This window comes from Pseudoalteromonas sp. P1-16-1b, assembly GCF_001401785.1.
In the GTDB taxonomy this organism is placed as follows: Bacteria; Pseudomonadota; Gammaproteobacteria; order Enterobacterales; family Alteromonadaceae; genus Pseudoalteromonas; species Pseudoalteromonas undina.
The window spans coordinates 1-23679 of record NZ_LKGQ01000013.1; the positions used below are offsets into that span (position 1 = coordinate 1).

At 41.5% G+C, this 23679-nt stretch carries 25 protein-coding genes; 3 read left to right on the plus strand and 22 right to left on the minus strand.

Going from position 1 to position 23679, the window contains the following annotated elements:
- Positions 1-618: 618 nt before the first annotated feature.
- The 18 genes from rplQ to AN392_RS10630 all read right to left on the minus strand — a co-directional run bounded on the left by rplQ (position 619) and on the right by AN392_RS10630 (position 11308).
- Positions 619-1020 (minus strand): 50S ribosomal protein L17, encoded by a 402-nt coding sequence (gene rplQ, locus AN392_RS10550; RefSeq protein ID WP_008115370.1) that lies wholly within the window; start codon positions 1018-1020, stop codon positions 619-621.
- A gap of 39 nt (positions 1021-1059) precedes the next feature.
- Positions 1060-2046, minus strand: a complete 987-nt coding sequence (locus tag AN392_RS10555; RefSeq protein ID WP_008115371.1) for a DNA-directed RNA polymerase subunit alpha — start codon at positions 2044-2046, stop codon at positions 1060-1062.
- A 24-nt stretch (positions 2047-2070) separates the two neighbouring features.
- On the minus strand, positions 2071-2691 hold the full coding sequence (gene rpsD / locus AN392_RS10560; protein WP_002959461.1) for a 30S ribosomal protein S4: 621 nt from the start codon (positions 2689-2691) through the stop codon (positions 2071-2073).
- A 21-nt stretch (positions 2692-2712) separates the two neighbouring features.
- Positions 2713-3099: a 30S ribosomal protein S11 gene (gene rpsK, locus AN392_RS10565; RefSeq protein ID WP_002959471.1), complete on the minus strand. Its 387-nt coding sequence runs from the start codon at positions 3097-3099 to the stop codon at positions 2713-2715.
- A 12-nt stretch (positions 3100-3111) separates the two neighbouring features.
- A complete protein-coding gene (gene rpsM, locus AN392_RS10570; RefSeq protein ID WP_008115377.1) occupies positions 3112-3468 on the minus strand; it encodes a 30S ribosomal protein S13 in 357 nt (118 codons plus the stop codon).
- A 125-nt stretch (positions 3469-3593) separates the two neighbouring features.
- Positions 3594-3707 (minus strand): 50S ribosomal protein L36, encoded by a 114-nt coding sequence (gene rpmJ, locus AN392_RS18450; RefSeq protein ID WP_002959476.1) that lies wholly within the window; start codon positions 3705-3707, stop codon positions 3594-3596.
- Between the two features lie 22 nt (positions 3708-3729).
- Positions 3730-5058: a preprotein translocase subunit SecY gene (gene secY / locus AN392_RS10575; RefSeq protein ID WP_008115380.1), complete on the minus strand. Its 1329-nt coding sequence runs from the start codon at positions 5056-5058 to the stop codon at positions 3730-3732.
- A 10-nt stretch (positions 5059-5068) separates the two neighbouring features.
- On the minus strand, positions 5069-5503 hold the full coding sequence (gene rplO, locus AN392_RS10580; protein ID WP_008115382.1) for a 50S ribosomal protein L15: 435 nt from the start codon (positions 5501-5503) through the stop codon (positions 5069-5071).
- A gap of 4 nt (positions 5504-5507) precedes the next feature.
- Positions 5508-5690 (minus strand): 50S ribosomal protein L30, encoded by a 183-nt coding sequence (rpmD, locus tag AN392_RS10585; RefSeq protein ID WP_008115384.1) that lies wholly within the window; start codon positions 5688-5690, stop codon positions 5508-5510.
- Positions 5691-5693: 3 nt separating this feature from the next.
- Positions 5694-6200, minus strand: coding sequence for a 30S ribosomal protein S5 (rpsE, locus tag AN392_RS10590; protein ID WP_008115387.1), 507 nt, complete (start codon positions 6198-6200; stop codon positions 5694-5696).
- A gap of 9 nt (positions 6201-6209) precedes the next feature.
- Positions 6210-6560, minus strand: coding sequence for a 50S ribosomal protein L18 (gene rplR / locus AN392_RS10595; RefSeq protein WP_008115388.1), 351 nt, complete (start codon positions 6558-6560; stop codon positions 6210-6212).
- Between the two features lie 9 nt (positions 6561-6569).
- Positions 6570-7103: a 50S ribosomal protein L6 gene (rplF, locus tag AN392_RS10600; protein ID WP_006794247.1), complete on the minus strand. Its 534-nt coding sequence runs from the start codon at positions 7101-7103 to the stop codon at positions 6570-6572.
- Positions 7104-7116: 13 nt separating this feature from the next.
- Positions 7117-7509 carry a 30S ribosomal protein S8 gene (gene rpsH / locus AN392_RS10605; protein ID WP_008115392.1) on the minus strand — a complete coding sequence of 131 codons (393 nt, stop codon included), beginning with the start codon at positions 7507-7509 and terminating at the stop codon, positions 7117-7119.
- 21 nt (positions 7510-7530) lie between these two features.
- A complete protein-coding gene (rpsN, locus tag AN392_RS10610; protein ID WP_006794245.1) occupies positions 7531-7836 on the minus strand; it encodes a 30S ribosomal protein S14 in 306 nt (101 codons plus the stop codon).
- A 10-nt stretch (positions 7837-7846) separates the two neighbouring features.
- Positions 7847-8386, minus strand: a complete 540-nt coding sequence (gene rplE, locus AN392_RS10615; protein ID WP_010392500.1) for a 50S ribosomal protein L5 — start codon at positions 8384-8386, stop codon at positions 7847-7849.
- A 16-nt stretch (positions 8387-8402) separates the two neighbouring features.
- A complete protein-coding gene (rplX, locus tag AN392_RS10620; RefSeq protein WP_004589210.1) occupies positions 8403-8717 on the minus strand; it encodes a 50S ribosomal protein L24 in 315 nt (104 codons plus the stop codon).
- A 10-nt stretch (positions 8718-8727) separates the two neighbouring features.
- Positions 8728-9096: a 50S ribosomal protein L14 gene (gene rplN / locus AN392_RS10625; RefSeq protein WP_008115397.1), complete on the minus strand. Its 369-nt coding sequence runs from the start codon at positions 9094-9096 to the stop codon at positions 8728-8730.
- Between the two features lie 274 nt (positions 9097-9370).
- Positions 9371-11308 carry an AsmA family protein gene (locus tag AN392_RS10630; protein WP_055012709.1) on the minus strand — a complete coding sequence of 646 codons (1938 nt, stop codon included), beginning with the start codon at positions 11306-11308 and terminating at the stop codon, positions 9371-9373.
- A 266-nt stretch (positions 11309-11574) separates the two neighbouring features.
- Between AN392_RS10630 and AN392_RS10635 the strand changes: the two genes are divergently transcribed.
- Both AN392_RS10635 and AN392_RS10640 read left to right on the plus strand, forming a co-directional pair.
- The gene (locus AN392_RS10635; protein ID WP_055012710.1) at positions 11575-12738 is read left to right on the plus strand and encodes a hypothetical protein; all 1164 of its coding nucleotides are present in this window, start codon (positions 11575-11577) and stop codon (positions 12736-12738) included.
- Positions 12739-13029: 291 nt separating this feature from the next.
- On the plus strand, positions 13030-13707 hold the full coding sequence (locus tag AN392_RS10640) for a TorF family putative porin (RefSeq protein WP_055012711.1): 678 nt from the start codon (positions 13030-13032) through the stop codon (positions 13705-13707).
- 290 nt (positions 13708-13997) lie between these two features.
- On the opposite strand, the gene AN392_RS10645 is transcribed toward AN392_RS10640, so the two are convergent.
- Together AN392_RS10645 and AN392_RS10650 are read right to left on the minus strand one after the other, a co-directional pair.
- Positions 13998-17576: a M1 family aminopeptidase gene (locus AN392_RS10645; RefSeq protein WP_054202854.1), complete on the minus strand. Its 3579-nt coding sequence runs from the start codon at positions 17574-17576 to the stop codon at positions 13998-14000.
- A gap of 9 nt (positions 17577-17585) precedes the next feature.
- Entirely contained in the window at positions 17586-18467 is an 882-nt protein-coding gene (locus AN392_RS10650) for an ABC transporter ATP-binding protein (protein ID WP_010392484.1), read from the minus strand.
- A gap of 189 nt (positions 18468-18656) precedes the next feature.
- Here AN392_RS10650 and AN392_RS10655 point away from each other — a divergent pair, with 189 nt between their 5' ends.
- The gene (locus AN392_RS10655; protein ID WP_054202853.1) at positions 18657-19334 is read left to right on the plus strand and encodes a nitroreductase family protein; all 678 of its coding nucleotides are present in this window, start codon (positions 18657-18659) and stop codon (positions 19332-19334) included.
- 12 nt (positions 19335-19346) lie between these two features.
- Here the strand turns inward: AN392_RS10655 and AN392_RS10660 are convergent, their stop codons facing one another.
- Together AN392_RS10660 and AN392_RS10665 are read right to left on the minus strand one after the other, a co-directional pair.
- Positions 19347-20414, minus strand: coding sequence for an efflux RND transporter periplasmic adaptor subunit (locus AN392_RS10660; protein ID WP_055012712.1), 1068 nt, complete (start codon positions 20412-20414; stop codon positions 19347-19349).
- Positions 20404-23679 (minus strand): efflux RND transporter permease subunit, encoded by a 3276-nt coding sequence (locus tag AN392_RS10665; protein WP_055012713.1) that lies wholly within the window; start codon positions 23677-23679, stop codon positions 20404-20406. Before AN392_RS10665 ends, AN392_RS10660 begins: the two co-directional genes overlap by 11 nt.

Genomic DNA, 23679 nt, shown 5'->3' on the forward strand with positions numbered 1-23679 from the left:
AGTAGCTCGTGCCTCGCTATGCGTTGCGCTCTGCCGTCTCAGTGGGGTCGCATTATAGGGAGATCCGAAAACAGATCAACCCTTTTTTGAAGAAAACTTGAAATAAATGACTGTTCGCTGGATATTTAGACTAAACGCTTAAAAAGACAACTAAAGTTAATCATATTTCGCCTTTAAAGCTGTAAAAACTTATTTTTTGGAAAATCTTTTCATAGTTATTGTAGTGATTACTAAGAAAACAAATTGTTTAGCTTTATATGGCCATTTAGATTAGTGGCGAATAAGTACATTAGGCAAGGACTCTACTATATAAAGTTAATGAGCTATTGGAGGGTATCAACTATTTCGAACTTTTTTATATTAATAACTATAAACTGTAAAAGTCGTTACATGGTCATATATTTATTAGTCTAAATAGCTTTACTTATAAATAGAAAGATAGCAGTCCTAAACGCTCGCATTATGATTCGTCGATTCTAGTTAGGCTATTTTATTAGATGAAAGGAATGAGAATAAATTTGCTATTAATAATAGAGCTAAAAGCTTTATTCATTTTGTGTGAATTTTAGATATTAAAAAGCCGAGCATAAGCTCGGCTTTTTGGTGTCTCTTTAAGACTTACTCTGCAGACTGCGCGTCTTCTTGAACTTCTTCGCTCGCCGCTGGGCGACCAACTAGTTCAATATAAGCCATTGGTGCATTATCACCAGCACGGAAGCCACACTTAAGAATACGAGTGTAACCACCTGGACGATCCGCATTACGAGGACCGATTTCACTGAATAACTTACCAACTACTTCATTATCACGCGTGCGAGCAAACGCTAAACGGCGATTTGCTACACTGTCAGTCTTAGCCAGTGTGATTAAAGGTTCAATTACACGGCGTAACTCTTTCGCTTTAGGCAAAGTAGTTTTGATGATTTCATGTTTCACCAAAGAACCTGCCATATTGCTGAACATCGCTTTACGATGGCTACTGTTACGGTTTAATTGACGACCACTCTTACGATGGCGCATGACCCTATCCTTCTAACTAAACTAATATAGTGATTTAGATTATTCAGCTAGGCTTGCAGGCGGCCAATTTTCTAGGCGCATGCCTAGAGAAAGACCACGTGAAGCTAGCACGTCTTTTATTTCAGTTAGAGACTTCTTACCTAGATTAGGCGTTTTAAGAAGCTCAACTTCAGTGCGCTGAACTAAATCACCGATATATTGAATTTGCTCGGCTTTCAAACAGTTTGCTGAACGTACTGTTAATTCAAGATCATCAACTGGACGAAGTAGAATAGGATCGAATTCTGGCTTCTCTTCTTTCTCTTCTGGCTCAGTTACATCACGTAAATCTACGAATGCATCTAATTGCTCAGCTAAGATAGTAGACGCACGGCGGATCGCTTCTTCAGGATCTAAGGTGCCGTTTGTTTCCATATCAATGATTAACTTGTCTAAATCTGTACGTTGCTCAACACGGGCTGATTCAACCGAGTACGCAATACGTTCAACTGGGCTGAATGATGCATCAAGCAGCAATCGACCAATTGGACGCTCATCGTCATCAGAGGATAAACGACTAGATGCCGGCACATAACCACGACCACGCTCAACACGAATACGCATGCTGATCTCGCTGTTATTTGTTGTTAAATTACAAATAACATGATCTGGGTTAGCAATTGTTACATCGCCATCGTGCTGAATATCTGCCGCAGTCACAGGGCCTACACCAGATTTAGTCAGGGTCAGAAAAACTTCATCTTTGCCTTCTAACGTTACCGCTAGACCTTTAAGGTTTAGTAGTATTTCAATGATGTCTTCTTGTACGCCTTCTTTCGCGCTGTACTCATGCAATACACCGTCGATTTCAACTTCAGTTACTGCACATCCAGGCATAGATGATAACAGTATACGGCGTAAGGCATTACCCAAAGTGTGACCAAAGCCACGCTCGAGTGGTTCTAAAACTACTTTAGAACGCGTTGGGTTGATAGCGTCGATATCGACTAACCTTGGTTTTAGAAATTCTGTAACAGAACCCTGCATTTTATCCTCTCTTAACTCTTAACTTTACTTAGAGTAAAGTTCGACGATTAGTTGTTCATTAATGTCCGCAGACAGATCTGAACGCTCAGGTAGGCGCTTGAAGCTACCTTCCAATTTCTTACCGTCAACTTCAACCCAAGTCGGCTTTTCACGTTGCTCAGCCAACTCTAGAGCAGCGATGATACGTGCTTGTGTTTTAGACTTCTCACGGATTACAACAGTATCTTCTGGAGTAATTACGTATGAAGGAATATTCACAACACGACCATTAACTAGAATCGCTTTGTGGCTTACTAACTGACGTGCTTCAGCGCGTGTGCTAGCAAAACCCATGCGATATACAACATTGTCTAAACGTTGCTCTAAAAGCTGTAACAAGTTTTCACCTGTGTTGCCTTTAAGGCGAGCAGCTTCTTTGTAGTAGTTACGGAATTGCTTTTCTAATACACCGTAGATACGACGTACTTTTTGCTTTTCACGTAATTGTAAACCGTAATCAGATAAGCGTCCTTTACGAGCGCCGTGCTGACCAGGTGCAGTCTCAAGTTTACACTTAGAGTCGATAGCTCTTACGCCGCTCTTAAGGAACAGGTCAGTACCTTCACGACGACTCAGCTTGAGCTTAGGGCCCAAATATCTTGCCATGTTATTTCTCCTAACCTATTGTTAAACGCGACGTTTCTTCGGTGGACGACAACCATTATGTGGTATTGGCGTCACGTCAGTAATGTTGGTGATACGGTAACCAGCAGCATTCAAAGCACGTACAGCAGATTCACGACCTGGACCTGGACCTTTGATGAAAACTTCTAGATTTTTTAAACCGTATTCTTGAGCAGCAGTACCTGCACGCTCTGCAGCAACCTGAGCAGCGAATGGAGTAGATTTACGTGAACCACGGAAACCTGAACCACCGGCAGTAGCCCATGATAGTGCATTACCTTGACGGTCGGTAATCGTTACAATAGTGTTGTTGAAAGACGCATGAACATGAGCCATACCATCAGCAACTTGCTTTTTAACCTTTTTACGACGAATTGGTGTCTTAGCCATTTTACTATCCCCTTATCGCTTAATAGGCTTACGAGGACCCTTACGGGTACGCGCGTTAGTCTTTGTTCTTTGACCACGAAGTGGTAAAGAGCGACGGTGACGTAGGCCACGGAAACAACCAAGGTCCATAAGGCGCTTGATATTCAAAGTAACTTCACGACGAAGGTCACCTTCTACAGTGTACTTGCCAACTGCTTCACGCAGTACGTCAAGTGTTTCGTCTGAAAGTTCACCGATTTTTGTGGTCTCGGCGATACCAGTCGCTTCTAAGATAGCCTTAGAGCGAGTCTTACCTATGCCATAAATAGCTGTTAAACCAATAACTGCATGTTTATGATCAGGGACGTTAATGCCAGCGATACGGGCCACTAACACATCTCCTATATTTGAATTTGGTAATCATCTGTTTGAAAAGCCCGTAAGGATACTCAAACGAAGACCAAATCACAACTAAAAACACAGGCCGAGAAATCTCAGCCTGCACGACTGTTTACTTAGCCTTGCCTTTGCTTATGCTTAGGCTCACTGCAAATTACGCGTACTACACCAGCACGTTTAATAACTTTACAGTTACGGCATATTTTCTTAACGGAAGCACGTACTTTCATTGCTCAACTCCGTAAACTGACCTTATCGACCGTAGCCTTTAAGGTTCGCTTTTTTCAGCACAGAATCATACTGATGTGACATCAGATGCGTCTGTACTTGTGCCATAAAGTCCATGATTACAACAACGATAATCAAAATTGATGTACCGCCGAAATAGAATGGCGTTTGCCATGCCATAGTCATGAATTCGGGCACCAGACAGATAAAGGTTATATACAAAGCACCTGCCAATGTCAGGCGTGTCATCACTTTATCAATGTATTTAGATGTCTGCTCACCTGGACGAATACCTGGGATAAATGCGCCAGATTTTTTCAGGTTGTCTGCTGTTTCACGCGGGTTAAAAACCAACGCTGTGTAGAAAAAGCAGAAGAAGATGATAGCCGCAGCTAAAACCATTGCATACAAAGGCTGACCTGGAGTCAACGTTGTAGCAATTGCTTGTAGCACATCAGCAACCGGACCTTCACCCTGGCCGAACCAGCTTGCAATTGTACCAGGGAACAGAATTATACTGCTAGCGAAAATTGGTGGAATAACACCCGCCATATTTACTTTCAGAGGTAAATGCGTGCTTTGAGCAGCAAATACTTGACGACCTTGTTGACGCTTGGCGTAGTTAACAACGATACGTCGTTGACCACGTTCAAAGAATACAACAAGATAAGTAACAGCGAATACTATAACCGCAACCATCAACAGTACAAAAACATTCAAATCACCTTGGCGCGCCATTTCGGCTGTCGAACCAATAGCAGACGGCAGGTTAGCTACAATACCAACAAATATTAGAACTGAGATACCGTTACCGATACCACGTTCTGTTATCTGTTCGCCCAACCACATAAGGAACATAGTACCGGTTACTAAACTCACCACTGCGGTGAAATAGAATCCCATACCTGGGTTAACAACTAACCCGTTCATCATGCCCGGTAAGCTTGTGGCAATACCGATTGATTGGATAGTAGCAAGCACAAGCGTGCCGTAGCGTGTGTACTGGCTTATCTTTTTACGCCCTTGCTCACCTTCTTTCTTAAGCTCTATAAACGGCGGATACATATGCGTTAATAGTTGCGTAATAATCGAAGCCGAGATATACGGCATGATACCCAGTGCTAACACTGAAGCTCGCTCAAGCGCACCACCGCTAAACATGTTGAACATCTCAACAATGGTGCCCTTTTGTTGCTCGAAGAAATCGGCAAGTACAGCGGCGTCAATCCCAGGGATCGGCACAAATGAACCTAGACGGTAAATTATGATAGCACCCAATACGAAGAGTAATCGGCGCTTCAATTCCGAAAGTCCACCTTGTGCACTTTGTGTATCTTGACCTGGTTTAGCCATTAGTACTTCCTTAGTCTTCTACCTTGCCTCCGGCAGCTTCGATAGCTTCGCGTGCACCTTTAGAAGCCTTAAGGCCTTTAACGGTAACAGCGCGTGAAACTTCGCCAGATTTAACAACTTTAACGAACTGAACGTTCTTTTTAACTAGACCAGCTGCTTGTAACGCGCTTAGGTCTACCACATCGCCTTCAACTTTAGCGATTTCGTATAGGTTAATTTCTGCAGATACTAAAGATTTGCGAGAAGTGAAACCGAACTTAGGTAGACGACGTTGCATAGGCATTTGACCGCCTTCGAAACCAACGCGTACTTTACCGCCAGAACGTGATTTTTGACCTTTGTGACCACGGCCACCAGTCTTACCAAGACCAGAACCGATACCACGACCAACACGTTTTGGAGCAGTTTTTGAACCTGCAGCAGGTGAAAGTGTATTCAAATGCATCGAATTACCCCTCTACCTTAACCATGTAATAAACCTGGTTAATCATACCACGCACACATGCTGTGTCTTCTAACTCAACAGTGTGATTGATACGACGTAAACCAAGACCGCGTAATGTAGCTTTATGCTTCGGTAAACGACCGATAGAGCTTTTTACTTGTGTTACTTTTACAGTTTTATTAGCCATGGTTTACCCCAAAATCTCATCTACTCGAAGACCACGTTTTGCAGCGATCGACTGAGGAGAATTCATGTTCTCAAGTGCTGAGATCGTTGCACGTACAACGTTGATCGGGTTAGTAGAACCGTAACATTTAGAAAGTACGTTCTGCACACCAGTCACTTCAAGTACTGCACGCATAGCACCACCTGCAATGATACCAGTACCTTCAGATGCTGGTTTCATAAACACTTGTGAGCCAGCATGACGTCCTTTAACAGGATGCTGTAATGTGTTGCCATTTAGGTCTACGTTGATCATGTTACGACGTGCTTTTTCCATTGCTTTTTGAATAGCAGCTGGAACTTCACGTGCTTTACCATAACCGAAACCTACTTTACCTGCGCCATCACCAACTACAGTTAGTGCAGTAAAGCTAAAGATACGACCACCTTTAACTACTTTAGACACACGGTTCACCGCGATTAGCTTTTCAGCTAAATCAGGCTGTTGTTGCTTTGCTTCTACGTTAGCCATTGTCTACTCCTAGAATTGCAAACCGGCTTCACGCGCAGCATCAGCTAGCGCCTTCACACGGCCGTGATATTTAAAGCCACTGCGATCAAAAGCAATCTTTTCGATGCCTTTGTCAGCCGCACGTTCAGCAACCGCTTTACCAACTGCTTGTGCAGCTGCAACGTTGCCTGTGCCTTTAACTGTTTCGCTAATAGCTTTCTCAACAGTAGAAGCAGCAGCCAGTACATTACCCTCAGCGTTTACAACTTGAGCGTAAATGTGACGTGGCGTGCGGTGGATAACAAGACGCGTTGTGCCTTGTTCAATATAATTTCTACGAGTGCGTTTAGCACGACGTAGACGAGCTGTTTTTTTATCCATCGTCTTACCTTACTTCTTCTTAGCCTCTTTACGGCGTACATTCTCATCTGAATAACGAACACCTTTACCTTTATAAGGCTCAGGTTTACGGTATGCACGAATGTTAGCAGCTGTTTGACCAACTAACTGCTTGTCTACGCCCTTAACTAGAACTTCTGTTTGGCTTGGAGTTTCAATCGTAATTCCTTCAGGAACTGCGAAATTAACCGGGTGCGAGAAACCAAGAGTTAAGTCTAAAACTTTGCCCTTAGCTGCAGCACGGTAACCAACACCTACTAACTGAAGTTTCTTCTCGTAACCTTCATGCGTACCAACAACCATGTTGTTGATTAGAGCGCGAGCAGTACCTGCTTGTGCCCATGCATTGGCTACGCCTTCACGAGGTAAAGTTGTAATAACGTTGTCGTTAACTTGTACTTCAACTGCATCGTTGATTGTACGAGTAAGTTCACCGTTTTTGCCTTTAACTGTGATTTCCTGGCCTTTTAATGTAACTTCTACACCGGCAGGAACGTTTATTGGTGCCTTTGCTATGCGAGACATAGTTCCCCTCCGATTAAGCTACAAAACCAATGATTTCACCACCAACGCCTGCACTACGTGCTGCGCGGTCTGTCATTAGGCCTTTAGAAGTTGATACGATAGCGATACCTAAACCACCCATTACCTTCGGTAATTCGTCACGTCTCTTATAGATACGTAGACCAGGGCGACTTACACGCTGGATATTTTCAATAACAGCTTTGCCTTCGAAGTACTTTAACTCGATAGAAAGCTCAGGTTTAACATCACCACTTACTGCGAAGTCTGCGATGTAACCTTCATTTTTTAATACATTAGCTACTGCTACTTTCAGTTTCGAATTAGGCATCGTTACAGATACTTTCTTCGCTGACTGACCGTTACGGATTCGTGTAAATAAATCCGCGATAGGATCTTGCAAGCTCATAGTCTTACTCCCATGATTCTATTACCAGCTAGCCTTTTTAAGGCCAGGAATTTCACCGCGCATAGCTGCTTCGCGAACTTTAATACGGCTCATGCCGAATTTGCGAAGGAAACCATGTGGGCGGCCCGTAATGTTACAACGATTACGTTGACGTGCAGGGCTAGAATCACGAGGTAAAGCTTGTAGCTTAAGTACCGCGTCCCAACGATCATCTTCAGATGTATTAACATCACTGATGATAGCTTTTAGTGCTGCACGCTTTTCAGCGTACTGAGCAACTAGTTTAGTGCGCTTTGCTTCGCGCGCTTTCATAGAATTCTTTGCCATAACCCTACCCTTATTTCTTGAATGGGAAGTTAAACGCTTCTAACAACGCACGGCCTTCCTCATCTGATTTCGCAGATGTAGTGATTGTGATATCCATACCGCGTACACGGTCTACTTTATCATAATCAATTTCTGGGAAGATGATTTGTTCACGTACGCCCATGCTGTAGTTACCACGTCCATCAAAAGACTTAGCACTTACACCACGGAAGTCACGGATACGTGGGATAGCGATTGAAACCAAACGCTCAAAAAAGTCCCACATACGCTCGCCGCGTAGGGTTACTTTACAACCAATCGGGTAACCTTCACGCACTTTGAAGCCAGCAACAGATTTGCGTGCTTTAGTGATTAAAGGTTTCTGACCAGAGATAGCTTCTAGATCCGCAACAGCGTTATCTAAAATCTTCTTGTCAGCTAAGGCTTCGCCCACACCCATATTTAATGTGATCTTCTCGATCTGAGGGACTTGCATGACAGAGCTGAAACCAAACTTCTCTTGAAGTTCAGCAACTACTTTGTCTTTATATACTTCATGCAGTTTCGCCATCATTCTACTCCAACTATTAGATAGTTTTACCAGTAGATTTAAAGATACGTAATTTCTTACCATCTTCAATCTTGAAACCTACACGATCTGCTTTGCTCGTTTCCGAGTTGTAGATCGCAACGTTTGATACGTCGATAGACGCTTCTTTCTCAACAATACCGCCAGCTTGGTTCAACTGTGGAACCGGCTTTTGGTGTTTCTTGATTAAGTTAATGCCTTCGACAAATACTCGACCAGACTCGGTTACAACTGAAAGCACTTTGCCGCGCTTACCTTTGTCTTTACCTGCTAGTACGATTACTTCGTCATCACGACGGATTTTTGCTGCCATGATAGACTCCTTACAGTACTTCTGGGGCTAGTGAAACGATTTTCATGAACTTTTCATTACGAAGTTCGCGAGTCACAGGGCCGAAAATACGAGTACCAATAGGCTGCAAGTTATCATTTAAGATAACAGCCGCATTGCTGTCGAAACGGATCAATGAACCGTCTGGACGACGAACGCCTTTTTTGGTACGCACAACTACCGCGTTTTTAACATCACCTTTCTTCACTTTACCGCGAGGAATCGCTTCTTTTACAGAAACTTTAATGATATCGCCAATCGCTGCATAGCGACGGTGTGAACCACCAAGGACTTTTATACACTGCACTTTGCGAGCGCCGCTGTTATCAGCAACTTCCAGCTGAGTTTGCATTTGGATCATGTTAATGACCTCCGGTGTAGTAATTACAACTTGTCTTAAATTTGTTTAAAATCAAGACATTTCGATTGAATTCCACTCAAAAAACATACTAGATGTCTCTTAAGGGCGGGCAATTGTATCAGCATTGAGGGGGGAGTGGTAGGTTATTTTTTAATTAATTTAATGCGGACGATAAATTAGAAACTGGTTTTTTATGCTATCTATCTAAATTACAGGTGGTTATAAAACAAACAAGGCACCTTTACGGTGCCTTGTTTTATATCAGTAATTAAAATTAGCCAAACAAACCTTTTAATTTGTCTTTAATTTTGTCTTTAGCTTTTTCTTTTGCTTCGTCTTTAACCGCACTGCCTATATCTAATTTTATGCCAACATCATGAAATGGGCCTTTTATTCTCAGAGGAATTTTAAAGCCAGTGCTATCATCGGTAGTACCTTGACCTTCAATAGAGTCAACGAGACCTGTTACTAGGCGGTAATTAACCAGAGTTTGCGGCAAATCAACGTCTCCTTCACCTGAAATGCGTATTAAAGGGCTGATCAACGATAAATCAGTATTTTTGCCTACGCCATTGGTAAAGTTAAAACTACCAGAAAGTGCAGAGAAATCTGTTTTCTCAGATTCCTCAAATCCTGTATCTAATCCCTCAGACACGGCATTAAAGTTGCCTTTAACTAGCTCTTTCCCCTTACGCACCATTTCTGCTACGTTTGCTCCCTTAACTGCACCATCAGCGAACTTGAATCCTAGTTTACCATTAAGCGCGTTAATAAACGTTTTTTGGCTTTGCCCTGCTGTGGTTAGATTCCAGTTTAAAGAGCCCTTGCCCATTAGCTTATCAAAGCCTGCAGCATCGCTAAGTAATGGCTGTGCGTCTATTTTATCTAAATCGAAGTTGGTTGCTATTTTATAAGGGGTATTTTGAGCATTGATAGTCACCACCCCTTTACCTGTTCCTTCATAAGCCGCAAAGCTGTCTAAACTTAATTTAGCAACGCTATTTTTTAGTGCCACAGTAAACTGGTTGGCGCCGAGTTTAATATCGTTCGCTTTTAAGCCACTTGAACGGACAATCACATTTGCATCTAATGCATTCAAGCCACTTAAATCAATTTTAGTATCATCCCACACTATCGGCTCTGCAGGCTTAGAGTCGTCTTTTGCAGGGACTTCTTTTTTTGCAACGGTTTCAGGTAAGTAAGGATTTAAATCAAGCATGCCTAAGTCAATATCAGCATTAACAGCTAAGCGACTGCCTAAATTTAACTTACTTTTACCTTTAATCTCGAGTGCATCGAGCGTTGCTACTAATTCAGTTAAGTTAAACTCTTCACCGAGTAAGTGCATTTCAGCATTGATGCTAAAGGCGTTAAACGCATTGTCTTTAGCGTTTAAGTCAACTCCTTGCCAGTTAGCAATATTTTTAACCGAATCACCGTTAAGTGTTAAAAGTCCTTTAATGTCTTGGCCTTGTTTGGCTATGCTGCCATCAAACGTTAAATCTACTAAGCGTGAGTTAAGCGTTTGTTTAACATTAAATGGGGCGCCTTCAATCGCTTTTGCTGGTGTGTCGAGTTTTACATCAAGCTCAAAGCGCTCTTGCATGTAAGTTATAGCTCCTTTTACTTCGAGCTGTTTGCGCAGTGAAGGCAGTAATATAGCCAGTTCTAAATCGCTAATTTTTTGTTTAGCGCCCGTTTGACCATCTAAATAAGTAAACGACCCGCCATAAATAGCGACCTCGCCTAACTGAATATCAAAGTTTTCAGGTAATTTGACTGCCTCACTCGATTGAGTTTGCTGCTCTGGTTGTTTAGCTACTGCATCAAATAACTGCCAGTTAGCTTTGCCGCTTTTATCGGTTTCTAGCAAGATATCAGGCTCATTAATAACAAACTTTTCTAGTTTTAACTCGCCACCGAGTAATGAAAGCCAAGGAATATGAACAGCAAGTTGCTGCATACTCGCCATATCAGCGCGAGAGCCGCTAGGCATATTGGCAAAATGCACATCATTAAGTTCTAATTTTAATGCAGGAAATACACTGAGGGTTTTATCGCCCTTTATGGTTAATGTGCGCCCGGTTGTTTTTTCAACCTGCTCAGATACTTTATTAAAAATGGTATCAGTAGGAATTAAAAAAGGTGCAGCAACAATTAACGCTATACATAGCAATAATATGACACCAATAACTTTAAATAAGGTCTTCATGATCATCCTTTCAAACGTGCAAATAATGTTCTTATCATAGCGGGAGTTAGTGCCAAAAGCATTGTTAAATAATAAAAAATGTATTAACTATAGCTCTTCTCTTTCTAAACCAGGTTTTGAAGGCTCACTTTAATAAACTTAAAGATTCATGCTCCTGATTACATTCCTTTAATTGTTCGGTATGATGCGCGCCCCTGTTGTATTTAGCCTAAATAAGCTAAAATGAAGCGACTAAAAAGTATATCTAACCGGAGAGTCTACAAGGCATGAAGAAACTGCTAATTTCACCGTCAAAAATGGCATTAGGCGAGCAAGAAAGTCAAATTTATCAAAACATTCTGAAGCAATCTTCAGAGCTAAGCCTAAACCTGATGGCTGTGAAAGTGGAAAACCATCCAGAAGACTTTTTAGGTTGGTGCTACGAGCTATTAAATGCAAGCCGCGACCGTATTAATTACGACTTACTCGAAACCCAACAATTACCATTATTAAAAAAGTTGCATGACCAACTTATTACAGCCATTAGCTTTTTACAGTTAAAAACATTACGGGTAGCACCTTGGCCAGTAGTGAGTATGTTTGTAGAGCAACATAAAGAACTGGTGGCACTTGATGAGCAATTACGTTTAACTGCTTATATTGCAGGTCTGCGTGAAAAGCCGTTAAAAGAGATGATCCCTGAAGACTTACTCGCTTTTAGCGGTAAGCATATGGCATCACTCGATCCGAGTACTTATAACTTTGATGTAGAGTGGTTTGCCTCTACAAAAAGCGCCAAAGGTTTTCACCAGATGCTGGCTGACCTGCCAGGTGCCTTCGACGATGCCCTTAGCAACATTCCACTTGAGGGTGATGTAGCGCAAAATGATTACCAACAATTTGTAGTTGCTTACTTGAGTGCATTTAATGGTAGTGATGAAAAACCAACACTGGCACCTGCCACCCGTTTATTAGCAATGCGCCGCCCTGACGTATTTACACCAATAAGTAATAGCCGCTTAGATGCACTTTGCTCAGCTTTAGGTATCACCAAATTAAATAACCGCGACTTTGAGCGTTATTGGCAAGATGTAGTACAAAGCATTCACGCTATGTCATGGTTTAAAATGGCCAATGCTGGTAATGAACTAGAAACACAATTAGTCGACATTAAAGCGCTTATACCTTGCTTTTTTTACTATGCAGATACTAATACTGCAGATAACTCTAACTACATTAAGCTACTTAATAAACCTACACGTAGCACTTCTAACAGCAGTAAAGCGCCACGCCGAGGCAAAGAATCTGCTGAGATTTTAGTGGATCGCGCTCTTGCTGCTGATGATGTTCCAGAGCATATTCGTGCTAAACGTGACTCTATTATTAGCGAAGTACAAAAAGGCCGCGGTGTTAACGAAACAATTACCCTAATGCGTGCCATTTTTGGTTAATTAACCCACAAGAAAAATAAAATAGCCTAGCAGCGCTTTGATGGTGCAGCTAGGCTATTTTTTGCACCAGCAAAGTGAACCTGCTAAATAATTACTTTTCTATCCCTACCTCATATTATTTTCAATACATTGTTTTAAATAATAAAAATAATTTATAAACGAATAAGTTTAATTTGGCACACACAGTGCAAATACCCCATTAATAACATAATAAAATGCCGCCAAAAAAAGGTTGTAGTCGTTCATAATAAAAAGCCTTGGCGTGCAAAATCATACAATGGGAAATGAGACATGCTAAAACTACAAAAAACAATATTGATTAGTGCATTGGCATTAACAGGAATGACATCAACTACTGCATTTGCTGAAGTAACAGCAAATGCAGCAGCCACTTCAAACTACTTATGGCGCGGACAAGAGCAAACTGGGGGCGATGCAGCTGTATCTGGCGGTATTGATTACGCTAATGAATCTGGATTTTATGCAGGTACGTGGGCGTCAAATGCGTCTTGGGCCGATGAAATGACCTACGAGCTAGACTTATACGCAGGCTTTGGCGGCGCAATTAATGAAAGCGTGAGTTATGACGTAGGGTATATCTATTATGCGTACCCTGATGCGGCATCAGGTGCAGATGCAGATTTTTCTGAAGTTTACGGTAGCATTAGTGTGCAAGGTTTTACATTTGGTGCAGCCATACTTGCAACTTCTGCTGCCAATGGTGACGGTACTGATTTTGGTGATTCATTGTATTTAAACGCCGATTACAGCTTTGCTGTTGGTAGCAATGGCACAGAAATGGCGCTACATATAGGTCATTACTCAGGCGATTTCATCGGTGATGACAATATTATTGATTATGGTGTATCTGTGTCTAAAGATGGTTTTACTTTTGGTCTATCAGATAACGACATGGATGGCTCTGATATAAAAGCCTATGTAGCCTACGCTGTAGACTTTAACCTATAAAAAGAATGTGTTACTTGCTGCAACACTAAGGGCCGCAAGGCCCTTTCTCGTTTAGAGCGGTTTAAAAATGCTCGTAATCCTCTCTAGGATTAGCTACTAAAGCGCCTATATTACCCGCCTCGGTCAATCAACGACTACCTAGCTGCCGTTAAATATTTCCGCGTTATGCTAACTCGCTTAAATAAGCATTATTGTGTATTGGCATTATATTCTCTGTTTCAAATAAGCTTTTTATACCAATTCGCTAAAATAAAAGGCCGCACGAAATGCGGCCTTTAAATAACTTAGCGTTAAAACTTAGCTAAATTATTTTTATTGTCTTTATCTACAAGCTTAATGTAAGGGTCTATCCCAGCGTACATGGGTTTTTCTTTTACTTTAAGTTCGATGGTGTTTGCACCAGACACTATTTGATGTTTTTGTGAATAAATCACAAAGTCTTCGGCTAGAAGATTTTCAGGATCATCATTAAATAATGCAATATCAATCATTTCATCAAGTGGTTGTTCGGTTTCTTCACCTTGACCATCGGCACGCTGTTTCGTTGCTTCAACGCTCAGTGTTACCGTGTAAAAACCCTCGCTATCAGTGCTATCTGTAATCGATACCTCTTTCATTTCAAGCTCATAAAGTGTTATATACTTAAACTGATCATCAATAAAGCGTTGCTCTGCTTTTGTTGCGTCTCGTTTTAAATAACTGAGTAAATCGAGTGTGGTGGGGTATGGCGTTGATTGGTATTTAAACTCATTCAAAAATGCTTTAAGTGCTGCATTTAAGCGTTTTTCACCTAAGCGATCATATAGCGCCATCATCACAACAGAACCTTTATTGTAGTGAAGATACTGCTGAGCCTGCGTTTTATACAGCGGCATTTCTTCAAACGCTTCCCCTGTACGACCCATTAAGTATTTGTCTAGCTCGTATTTTAAAAACTTACGTAGCTTCTCGGCGCCAAAGCGTTTTTTTAACACCATAAGCGCACTGTATTGGGAGAGCGTTTCTGATATAACGGCACTGCCCTCTACATTAGCCCCTGATACTTGATGTCCCCACCATTGGTGCGCCACTTCATGTGCGGTTACATAATAAGGGAGGTCAACTTTACTCTCATCCCTTAAATCTGTAACAAAACCAATACTTTCTGAGTAAGGCACTGTATTGGCAAAACTTTGCGCAAATGAGCGATATTTTGGAAACTCAATAATACGTAACTGCTTATGCTGATACGGGCCAAATGCTTGGGTATAGTAATCTATTGAGTCTTGTACCGACTCAATCATACGGTCAACATTCCATGCATGATCTTTGTGGTAGTACACTTCAATATTTACACCGTTATGCTCAACCTTTTTGCTTTCAAGTTCAGCCGAAAGCACAGAATAAAAGTTTAAAATAGGGGCATCCATTTCATAAACAAAAGTACGGCGCCCGTCTTTTACACTCTCACTTTTTAAGTAACCAGGTGTAATTGCAAATTGCGACTCATCGGTAGTTACCGTTGCTTTATAGCTTATAAACCCATTATCAGGACCAAACTCATTTTGCGTATAATAGCGGCTGTCTTCTAGTTTATGCGCACGTTCAAGTTCGGGTAAATCGTGCTTACGACGCTCATACTTATCCGCAATTTGAAAATACCTTTGATAACCAAAATTCGGTAATAACTCTCTATTATTTATAAATGTACCGTTATACACCAGCTGAGTATCTGAATACCTATCAACAAAACCGTTATGTTCTCGGGAAACTGAAAGCTCACCTTCGCGTACTTCATTAGGCATTAGCGGTTGTTCAAACTCAAACCATACCATATCAAACTCAGGTAAACGCTCTACTATTTTCCCGCCGGCCATTTTTACATCCCAGCTTTTAGCGTGGTTAGGCTCGTTAATTAACACACGGGCTATTGGCTCGTTAGCGGTATTAGTAAACTTAATTTTTGCAACGGCGGTTAATGCACGCTTTTTAGGGTAAATATCAATGTGTAAATTAACATCGGTTATTACAGGGAGTGGCAAATCTTTGTATTGTGAAAACTCTTGTTCATAGCTTACTTGAAGAGTTTCGTTATCATCACTTGTTACAAACTCGTTGAGCATACGGGTGTTGTGATAAATGTTATAACCTGCTCCCACAAATACCAATAAACTTATAGCGGCAGCAATTTGACCTTTTAAAGACATGTTGTAACGTATTAAAGATAAGCGAGTGCGCAATGTTTGCGACGGGCCGCGATGCCATAAAGCAAACCCAACAATAGCCAAAAATACACTTAATGCGCCCCAATATAAGGTGTACCAATGCGCGCCTTGTAAAAAGTGTCCGTAACCGTTTATATCAGAATACGGTACGCTACTACTTTGCGAAAAGTGATACATGTGATGCTCAAATCCGTAAGCACCCATTACCATTTGGGCAATGTAATACAGAATAAATAACCCCATACCTATATATTTATTAGGGCTAATTATTTGCAAAAAGAACGCCAAAATAGCCATCATAATTAAAGGCAGTAACGTAAGATAACCTAACCTAAATAAGTACTGGCCAAGCTCTAGATTAAATTGCCCCTTAAATAGTTGTACTGCAATGGTAAACATCATACCTACTAAATAAAGACCACAAACCGCAGTGATTAACGCAATAATTTTAGATATCCAAAACACACTGTTATGAACTGGGAAACTGTCAACAATATCGCCCATACCACTGTGGCGCTCCCGCCAAACCAGCTCTGCGCTGTAATAAGCAATAATGATAAACATAAATAAGCTAGAGGTGTTTTGAATGATGCTCACCATATTTTGTGTCAGTGGCCAATCCGTTGTGCCATACGCGCCAATAGGAGCAAAGAGTGGCACAAGCAACATAGTAATACTTACACCGGCTAAAATCATAAAAGGCGCACTTAATATAACCTGCTTAAGTTCAAATAAGCTGCGCATTACTAGTTGCGATTGCGTATTGATCCCTTTTGATTTGTAATTTTTAGCCTTGCTAATAAGTGCTGCTTGTTTATTTTTTACAAACGTAGATACAGCAAATTGTTTTTTTTGTTTTTTAGTTACTACGCGATTACCTAACTTCCCTAGGCCAAAAAACATCGCTAAGCTTATTGCTACCCACAAAATACGGTTAATCAAAAAATCGCCCGAGAGCGTTAACACTTCGGTATTTTTATCACTTACAGTCCAATAACGGGTTAAGTCAATTAACGAACCTGACCCAAATGGATCGGCGTATACAACAATATCTCTAAATGCTAAGTCATCAAAGTAGATGCCCGCTATTTGGTAGGTTATAAAAATCACTACAGCTGTAACATATACCGCCATCATGGTTTTAAAATACACAGCCACACTATTAAAAATAGCCGAAAGTACTAACAAGCTGGGTATTGCTAAATATAAAAAAGGAGCTGTGTAATATATTAACTTATTAGGGCCTACTAGCTCACTATCGAGCCAGCCAACCAATAAACCAAATTGCGATCCAAAAAACACACCCAGCGGCACCGTTAAAAAAACAACTAGCACCACTAAGTAAGCACCAAAAAAACGCCCAGATTGATAAGCAAGAGGGTTAACCGGCTTACTAAACACCAACTCATCCATTTTGCTCTCACTGTTGCGAATAGCTGAGCTGGCAACAAAGTTAACCACTAAAAACATAGCAAGCGTACAAAAGGTAACCGTTAAAACCATAATGGTATAAGGCGAGTTCATATGAACATTAGCCCCGCCTAACGGAAGCTTACTACTAGAGCTTATAAAAAACGCCATAAAAAAGAAGATTAATGACGTCACATAAAACGAAGGTTGGCGCACAAAATAGCGCAGTTCAAACGCGAGCATATTAAAAAACATAGCGCCCCCTTATGCTACTTGGCTGTTACGATGATTAAGCAACGCAGAAAAATACACATCTTCTAGGTTTGCGTTACTCGTTTCAAAGCCTTCGGGTGCTTGCTCTGCTAATACATGTAATATGGTTTGCCCAGCAAATAAGCGTTTTGAAATAACAGGCAGTTGTGATTCAAGCTCTTGCGCTTCTTCTTGGCTCATGGCCTTGCGCCAAATTTGCCCTTGCAGTTTATCGGTAAGGGCAATTGGGTTACCCTCTAATAGTATTTTACCGCCAGCCAGTACAGCCATGTTTGGGCAAAGCTCTGCTACATCTTCAACAATGTGGGTCGATAATATAACTACTTTTTGCTCGCCTAAGCTTACTAACAAGTTATGAAAACGATTTCGCTCCTCAGGATCTAAACCTGCAGTTGGCTCATCAACAATTAGTAAATCAGGGTCGCCCAATAATGCTTGTGCAATACCAAAACGCTGGCGCATACCCCCCGAAAAACCACTAACGGCTTTTGAGCGATGTTGATATAAATTAGTATGTGCAAGCAAGCCTTCCACCGACTCTTTACGTTCTGCTTTGTTGTGAATACCTTTTAAAACAGCCATATGATCGAGTAAATCGTAAGCGTTAACACGCGGATATACACCAAAATCTTGTGGTAAATAGCCTAAACGCTGACGCAATGCTTGTGGGTCTTTAAACACATCAATGCCATCAAAAGTAATAGAGCCCTGATCAGCTGACTGCAATGTAGAAATAGTTCGCATTAACGACGATTTACCCGCACCATTTGGCCCAAGTAATCCGAACATACCTTTACCAATTGATAAATCAACACCTTGAAGTGCATGTACGCCGTTGTCGTAGGTTTTTGATAACCCTGTTATTGATAGCATTTTTTACTTCCTTGAATTGTAAGTATTATTTTTATGCTGCTTTATACCACATTAAAAACAGGAACATAAGTTAGTAACTAGTTAACTTTGTAACAATAAATAAACAGAAATTCATTCTAATAACACTTGCTTAGAAATGAGCCTCTCGGTATAAAAACAAAACACTCTAAAAATAAGAAGCGAACAGCCATGCAAGATCACAAAAGCCAACCATTAACCGATTTTATAGAATACCCGCCAGAGGCAATGCTCTCGCGCGCAAAGGAGTTTTTACAAACGAGCCAGCGCCGTCATAGTATTCGCAGTTTTAGTAACCGCCAGGTGCCAAAAGAAATCATCGAAATCTGCATTAAAGCAGCAGGTACAGCACCTAGTGGTGCAAACCACCAGCCTTGGCATTTTGTAGCCATTAATAGTAGTGATGTTAAAAAGCAAATACGAGAGGCCGCTGAAAAACTAGAGCGCTCTTTTTATGAAGGTCGCGCAGGCGAAGAATGGCTTGATGCATTGAAACCATTAGGTACCGATGCTAATAAACCCTATTTAGAGCACGCACCATGGTTGATTGCAGTGTTTAGTCAAAAAAAGGGGGGTGTAAATACGGACGATAAAAACACTAATTACTATGTACATGAATCGGTAGGGCTGGCCACTGGTTTTTTAATTCAAGCACTACACCGAGCAGGCCTTGCAACCCTGACCCACACCCCAAAACCAATGAGCTTTTTAACCGATATTTGTGGCCGTGATAAAGACAACGAACGTCCTTATATGCTATTAATTGCAGGCTACCCCGATGAGCATGCAACGGTGCCTCTGCATGCACTTGATAAAAAATCGCTGGATGAAATAGCCACATTTATTTAACCCGAACTCTGGTTATTTAGTTATTGGTTGATAATCCACTGCTATTTTATCGCCAGCTTTAAGGCCCGTAATAACATGTTGCTGATTATCAAACTGCTCACCTAAGCGTACAAAGCGACGCTCAATTTTGTCAGCGCTAATGACATACATCATACTGAGCTGTCCAAAATCATGTATCCAACGAGGATCTACCAGTACACCTTGGGTGCTTTTAAACGGTAAATGCAATTGTGCATATAACCCAGGGATCATCCCTGGCTGTGGTTCAATTTCTAGTCGTATAAGTAAGCTACGTGCAGCGTTATCAACAACAGGTATAATTTCACTGATATTGGCAGCTGTTGTCATATCGAGCGAAGGCAAACTCACGTTTAAACGATCGCCTAATTTAAGCTTTACTGCTTGTTGCTCTCGTACATTAAAGGCAAGTTGAAGTTGCTTTGGATTGTAAAGCGTTAACAACGGTATACCAGGTGTGGCTGTATCGCCAGGTTCGGCTAAACGCTCAACAACGACACCAGATATAGGGGCTTTAATTTGCGTGTAGTTAAGTGATACTTGCGCCTGGGCTTGCTGCTGTTTTGCTCCAGCTAAGTTGGCAGTTAAGTTATCAAATTTTGCTTTAGCATCATCAAATTCACTCACTGGTACTAACCCTTTTGCCTGTAACTCAGTTACTCTAATAAGTTGCTTTTTAGCTTGGTTTAATGAGGCTTGCACCGCATTAATATTTGCCTCACTTTGTGCCAGCATCGCTTTAAAGTCATCTTGCTTAAGGGTGATTAATAAGTCACCTTGACTAACCTTATCACCGGCGCGCACTTTAAATTGCTTTACTTGTGCCATTACATTTGACGAAATTTGGGTGTTTTGTTTCGCAATTACACTCCCCGGTACATGCTCTGTTCGCGAAATAGTTTGCAGCTCAACAGTGACCACCTCACCTTGATATTGAGTAACTGGCATCTCTTTTAACCCTGCAGGTTGTTTATCACTAAAGCTACCGGCCATGTATAACACTGCTACAATAACCACAACCAATGCACTGATTGCGCCTAAAACTTTTGATTTACCCTGCATGTGCTTCTTCCTCTGGGTTTGTAAACACTAAATAATAAACAAGCGGTACAACAAATAACGAAAATACGGTAGACGCCACGATGCCAAAAATAATTGCTATGGCTAACCCGCTAAATACTGGGTCAAGTGTGATCACTAAGTTACCTAACAAAGTAGTTCCGGCGGTTAATAATACTGGGCGCATTCGTACCGTCCCTGCAGCAATAAGTGCCTCTTTTATTGCCATCCCCTGAGCACGTGCTTGGTTAATAAATTCGACTAAAATAAGTGAGTTACGAACGACAATACCTGCTAAGGCAATCATGCCTATCATCGCAGTAGCGGTAAATAATACCGGCTCAGGAGCCCCCGCTATGGTGCGTTCACCAAATTGATTGAGTAACCAAAACCCAGGCATAATACCAATCACAGTTAATGGAATAGCCGACATGATAATCAGCGATAAACTCGCCGACTGTGTTTGTACCCGTAAAATAATAAATATAGCACTGAGCGCAAAGGCAAAAGCAATGCCCATATCCCTGAACACATCAATGGTGATACGCCACTCACCTTCACCACTAAAGTTAACATCAGTTCCTTGCGGTAATTGCCATGGCGCGGTTCCACCATTATTAAAAAAGTGCCGTGTTAACCACGCGTTTTTTTCAAATCCTTCATTGCGTGCGTTCAAATCGGCATTTACATCCGCAATAACCTCTGCAGGCGTGCGTCCATTTAGTTCGGCCATCACATAAATAACGTCACGCTGATCTTTACGCATTAGTGTGTCGGCCACGTTTAATGGTTTAAACTCTCCCAGCTCTGAAAGCGACACTAAAGGTCTGGGGGCACTTGTTATACCTAACTCATTACTGGTTTTAGCTAAGTCCCTATCCCCTCTTACTTGCAGTGTAAGTAATTGTGAAAGCTGATTACGTTCGCTATAAGGCAATTGTAATTGTATAGGGACTGGCTGAGTTTCATCGCTTACGTACAACACTCCAACTTGTTGCCCCTGCGAAGCAATACTGAGTGTTTGTGCAATATTTTGGGTAGCAATAGCACTGAGCGCAGCTTTGGTTTTATCTGTAATAAAGCGCTGTAATGGCGCAGGAGCAACCAAAGAGGTATCAACCTCAACAACATGAGGCTCTTGGCGTAAACGTGCTGCAACATGTTGAGCAGCCTGCCTATGGGTATGCTCATCAACAAAGGGATCACGATACACTTCAGCAACTAAAGTACTCAACACCGGTGGCCCAGGTGGTACCTCTACCACTTTAATAACAATGCCATTTTTTGCTAAAGGAGCAAGTTGTTCGCGTAGCCGCATAACCACCCCATGTGATTGATGCTCTCGTGCTGATTTATCCACCAGCAATACTCTGAGTTCTGCTAAGTTAATGGCTTCACGGCGATAATAACCACGCACCATGCCATTAAAATCCATACTAGAGGGCTGCCCAATATATGCGGCTATTTCACTGACTTCATTTAACTGCCATGTGAGGGTTTGAATTTGCTTAGTAAATGCAGCCGTGCTCTCTAGATTAGTACCCTCTGGCATATCTATAAGTACTTGCAGCTCATTTTTGTTATCAAAGGGCAGGAGTTTTAATGGTACCAAGCGCATCACGGGTAACATGGCGCTGATAATAAACAATCCTAATGTTATCCATAGCACCCATTTAGCTTTCCCTTTAGAGGCAAGTAATGGACTGAGTAGTCTTTGGTATAAACCCGCTTTAGGCTCAAGCTCAGGTTGTTCTAAGGTGTTTGGTTTAAGCAATTTCATTGCCAGCCAAGGGGTGACAAAAAAGGCTACCAAAGTAGACACCATGACACTAATGGGCACGTTAAACGCCATAGGTGCCATATATGGCCCCATCATGCCGGTAATAAACGCCAGTGGAATAAACGCCACCATAATAGTCAATGTCGACATAAGCAAAGCATTTCGAATTTCGCTCATTGCGCCAACAACATTTTGTTTTTTATCGCCTTTGTTATTTATAAAGCGACTAATATTATCAATACCCGTGATTGGGTCGTCTACCAGTAAGCCTAATGATAAAATAAGCGCAAATAAGGTCACCCGATTAATGGTGTAACCAAATGCAAAATCTAATGAGAGTGTAATGCCATAACAAATAGGAACCGCCAGCCCAACCACTACGGCAGGACGCCAACCTAAAAACACGCCAACAAATATCACCACAGTAAACACTGCAAACACTAAACTTGATGTGAGGTTATTTACTTTTTCATTCGCAGTTTGGCCATAATCTCTGAGCACTGTATGGCTAACTTCTGGTGGCAGTAAAGTATTTGCAAGTTCATTCATCATGGTATGAACATCATTTGCAACAGCAACCGCATTAGTCCCTGCTTGCTTAGCTACGCTTAAAGTAACCATAGGCAACTGCTGCTGATCAGTTGATTGCGCTAACCATTGGTAATGCTCAGTTTCACTAGGGCCATCGCTGACTGTTGCAATGTCCATCAAGTAAACACTTTTACCATTAACCACATTAACAACTAATTGCTCTACCGCTGATTGTGTTCTTAGTACATCACCTGCCTGAATTGCAATTTGCTGCTGATTATCAACCACACTCCCTACTTGAGTGAGTTGGTTTGATACATTTAATGCGTAAAAAACATCGTTTACCGTGGTTTGATGGGCAGCCAATGCGCTGGCATTTAAATTAATGGTAAGAGTGCGTGTACGCCCTGAAATTACTTTAACTTCACTGGTATGCTCAATGCGTTGTAAATTATTAGCAATTTCGTTAGCAAAACGGGTTAGTTCGTAATCACCATAGAGTTGCGGGTCTTTACTGTAGAGACCTAACATCACAATCGGCACGTCATCTACTTCTATTGGGCGAATTTGCCAACTTTTGATCACCGATGCCATTGTATGCTGATAACTATTTAATTTTGCATAGGTATCTAAAATAGCTTGTTCGCGGTTGTGCCCTACTTCAAAACGCAGCGTAACCACTGTACTGTTAGTTTGTGTGGTTGAGTAAATATGCTCAACTCCCACCAGCTGAGCCAGTAACTTCTCGAGCGGTTGTGTTACTAACCTAGCGACTTCAGGCGCCTCAACGTTAGGTGCTGATACATAAATATCGAGCATGGGCACAGTAATTTGCGGCTCTTCTTCTCGAGGTGTTTGATTTAGTGCAAATACCCCAAGTAACAAAGACATCACAAAAATAACAATCGGAATGCGACCACTTAAACTACTTTTTACCGCATTGTCTATTAAGCTCAT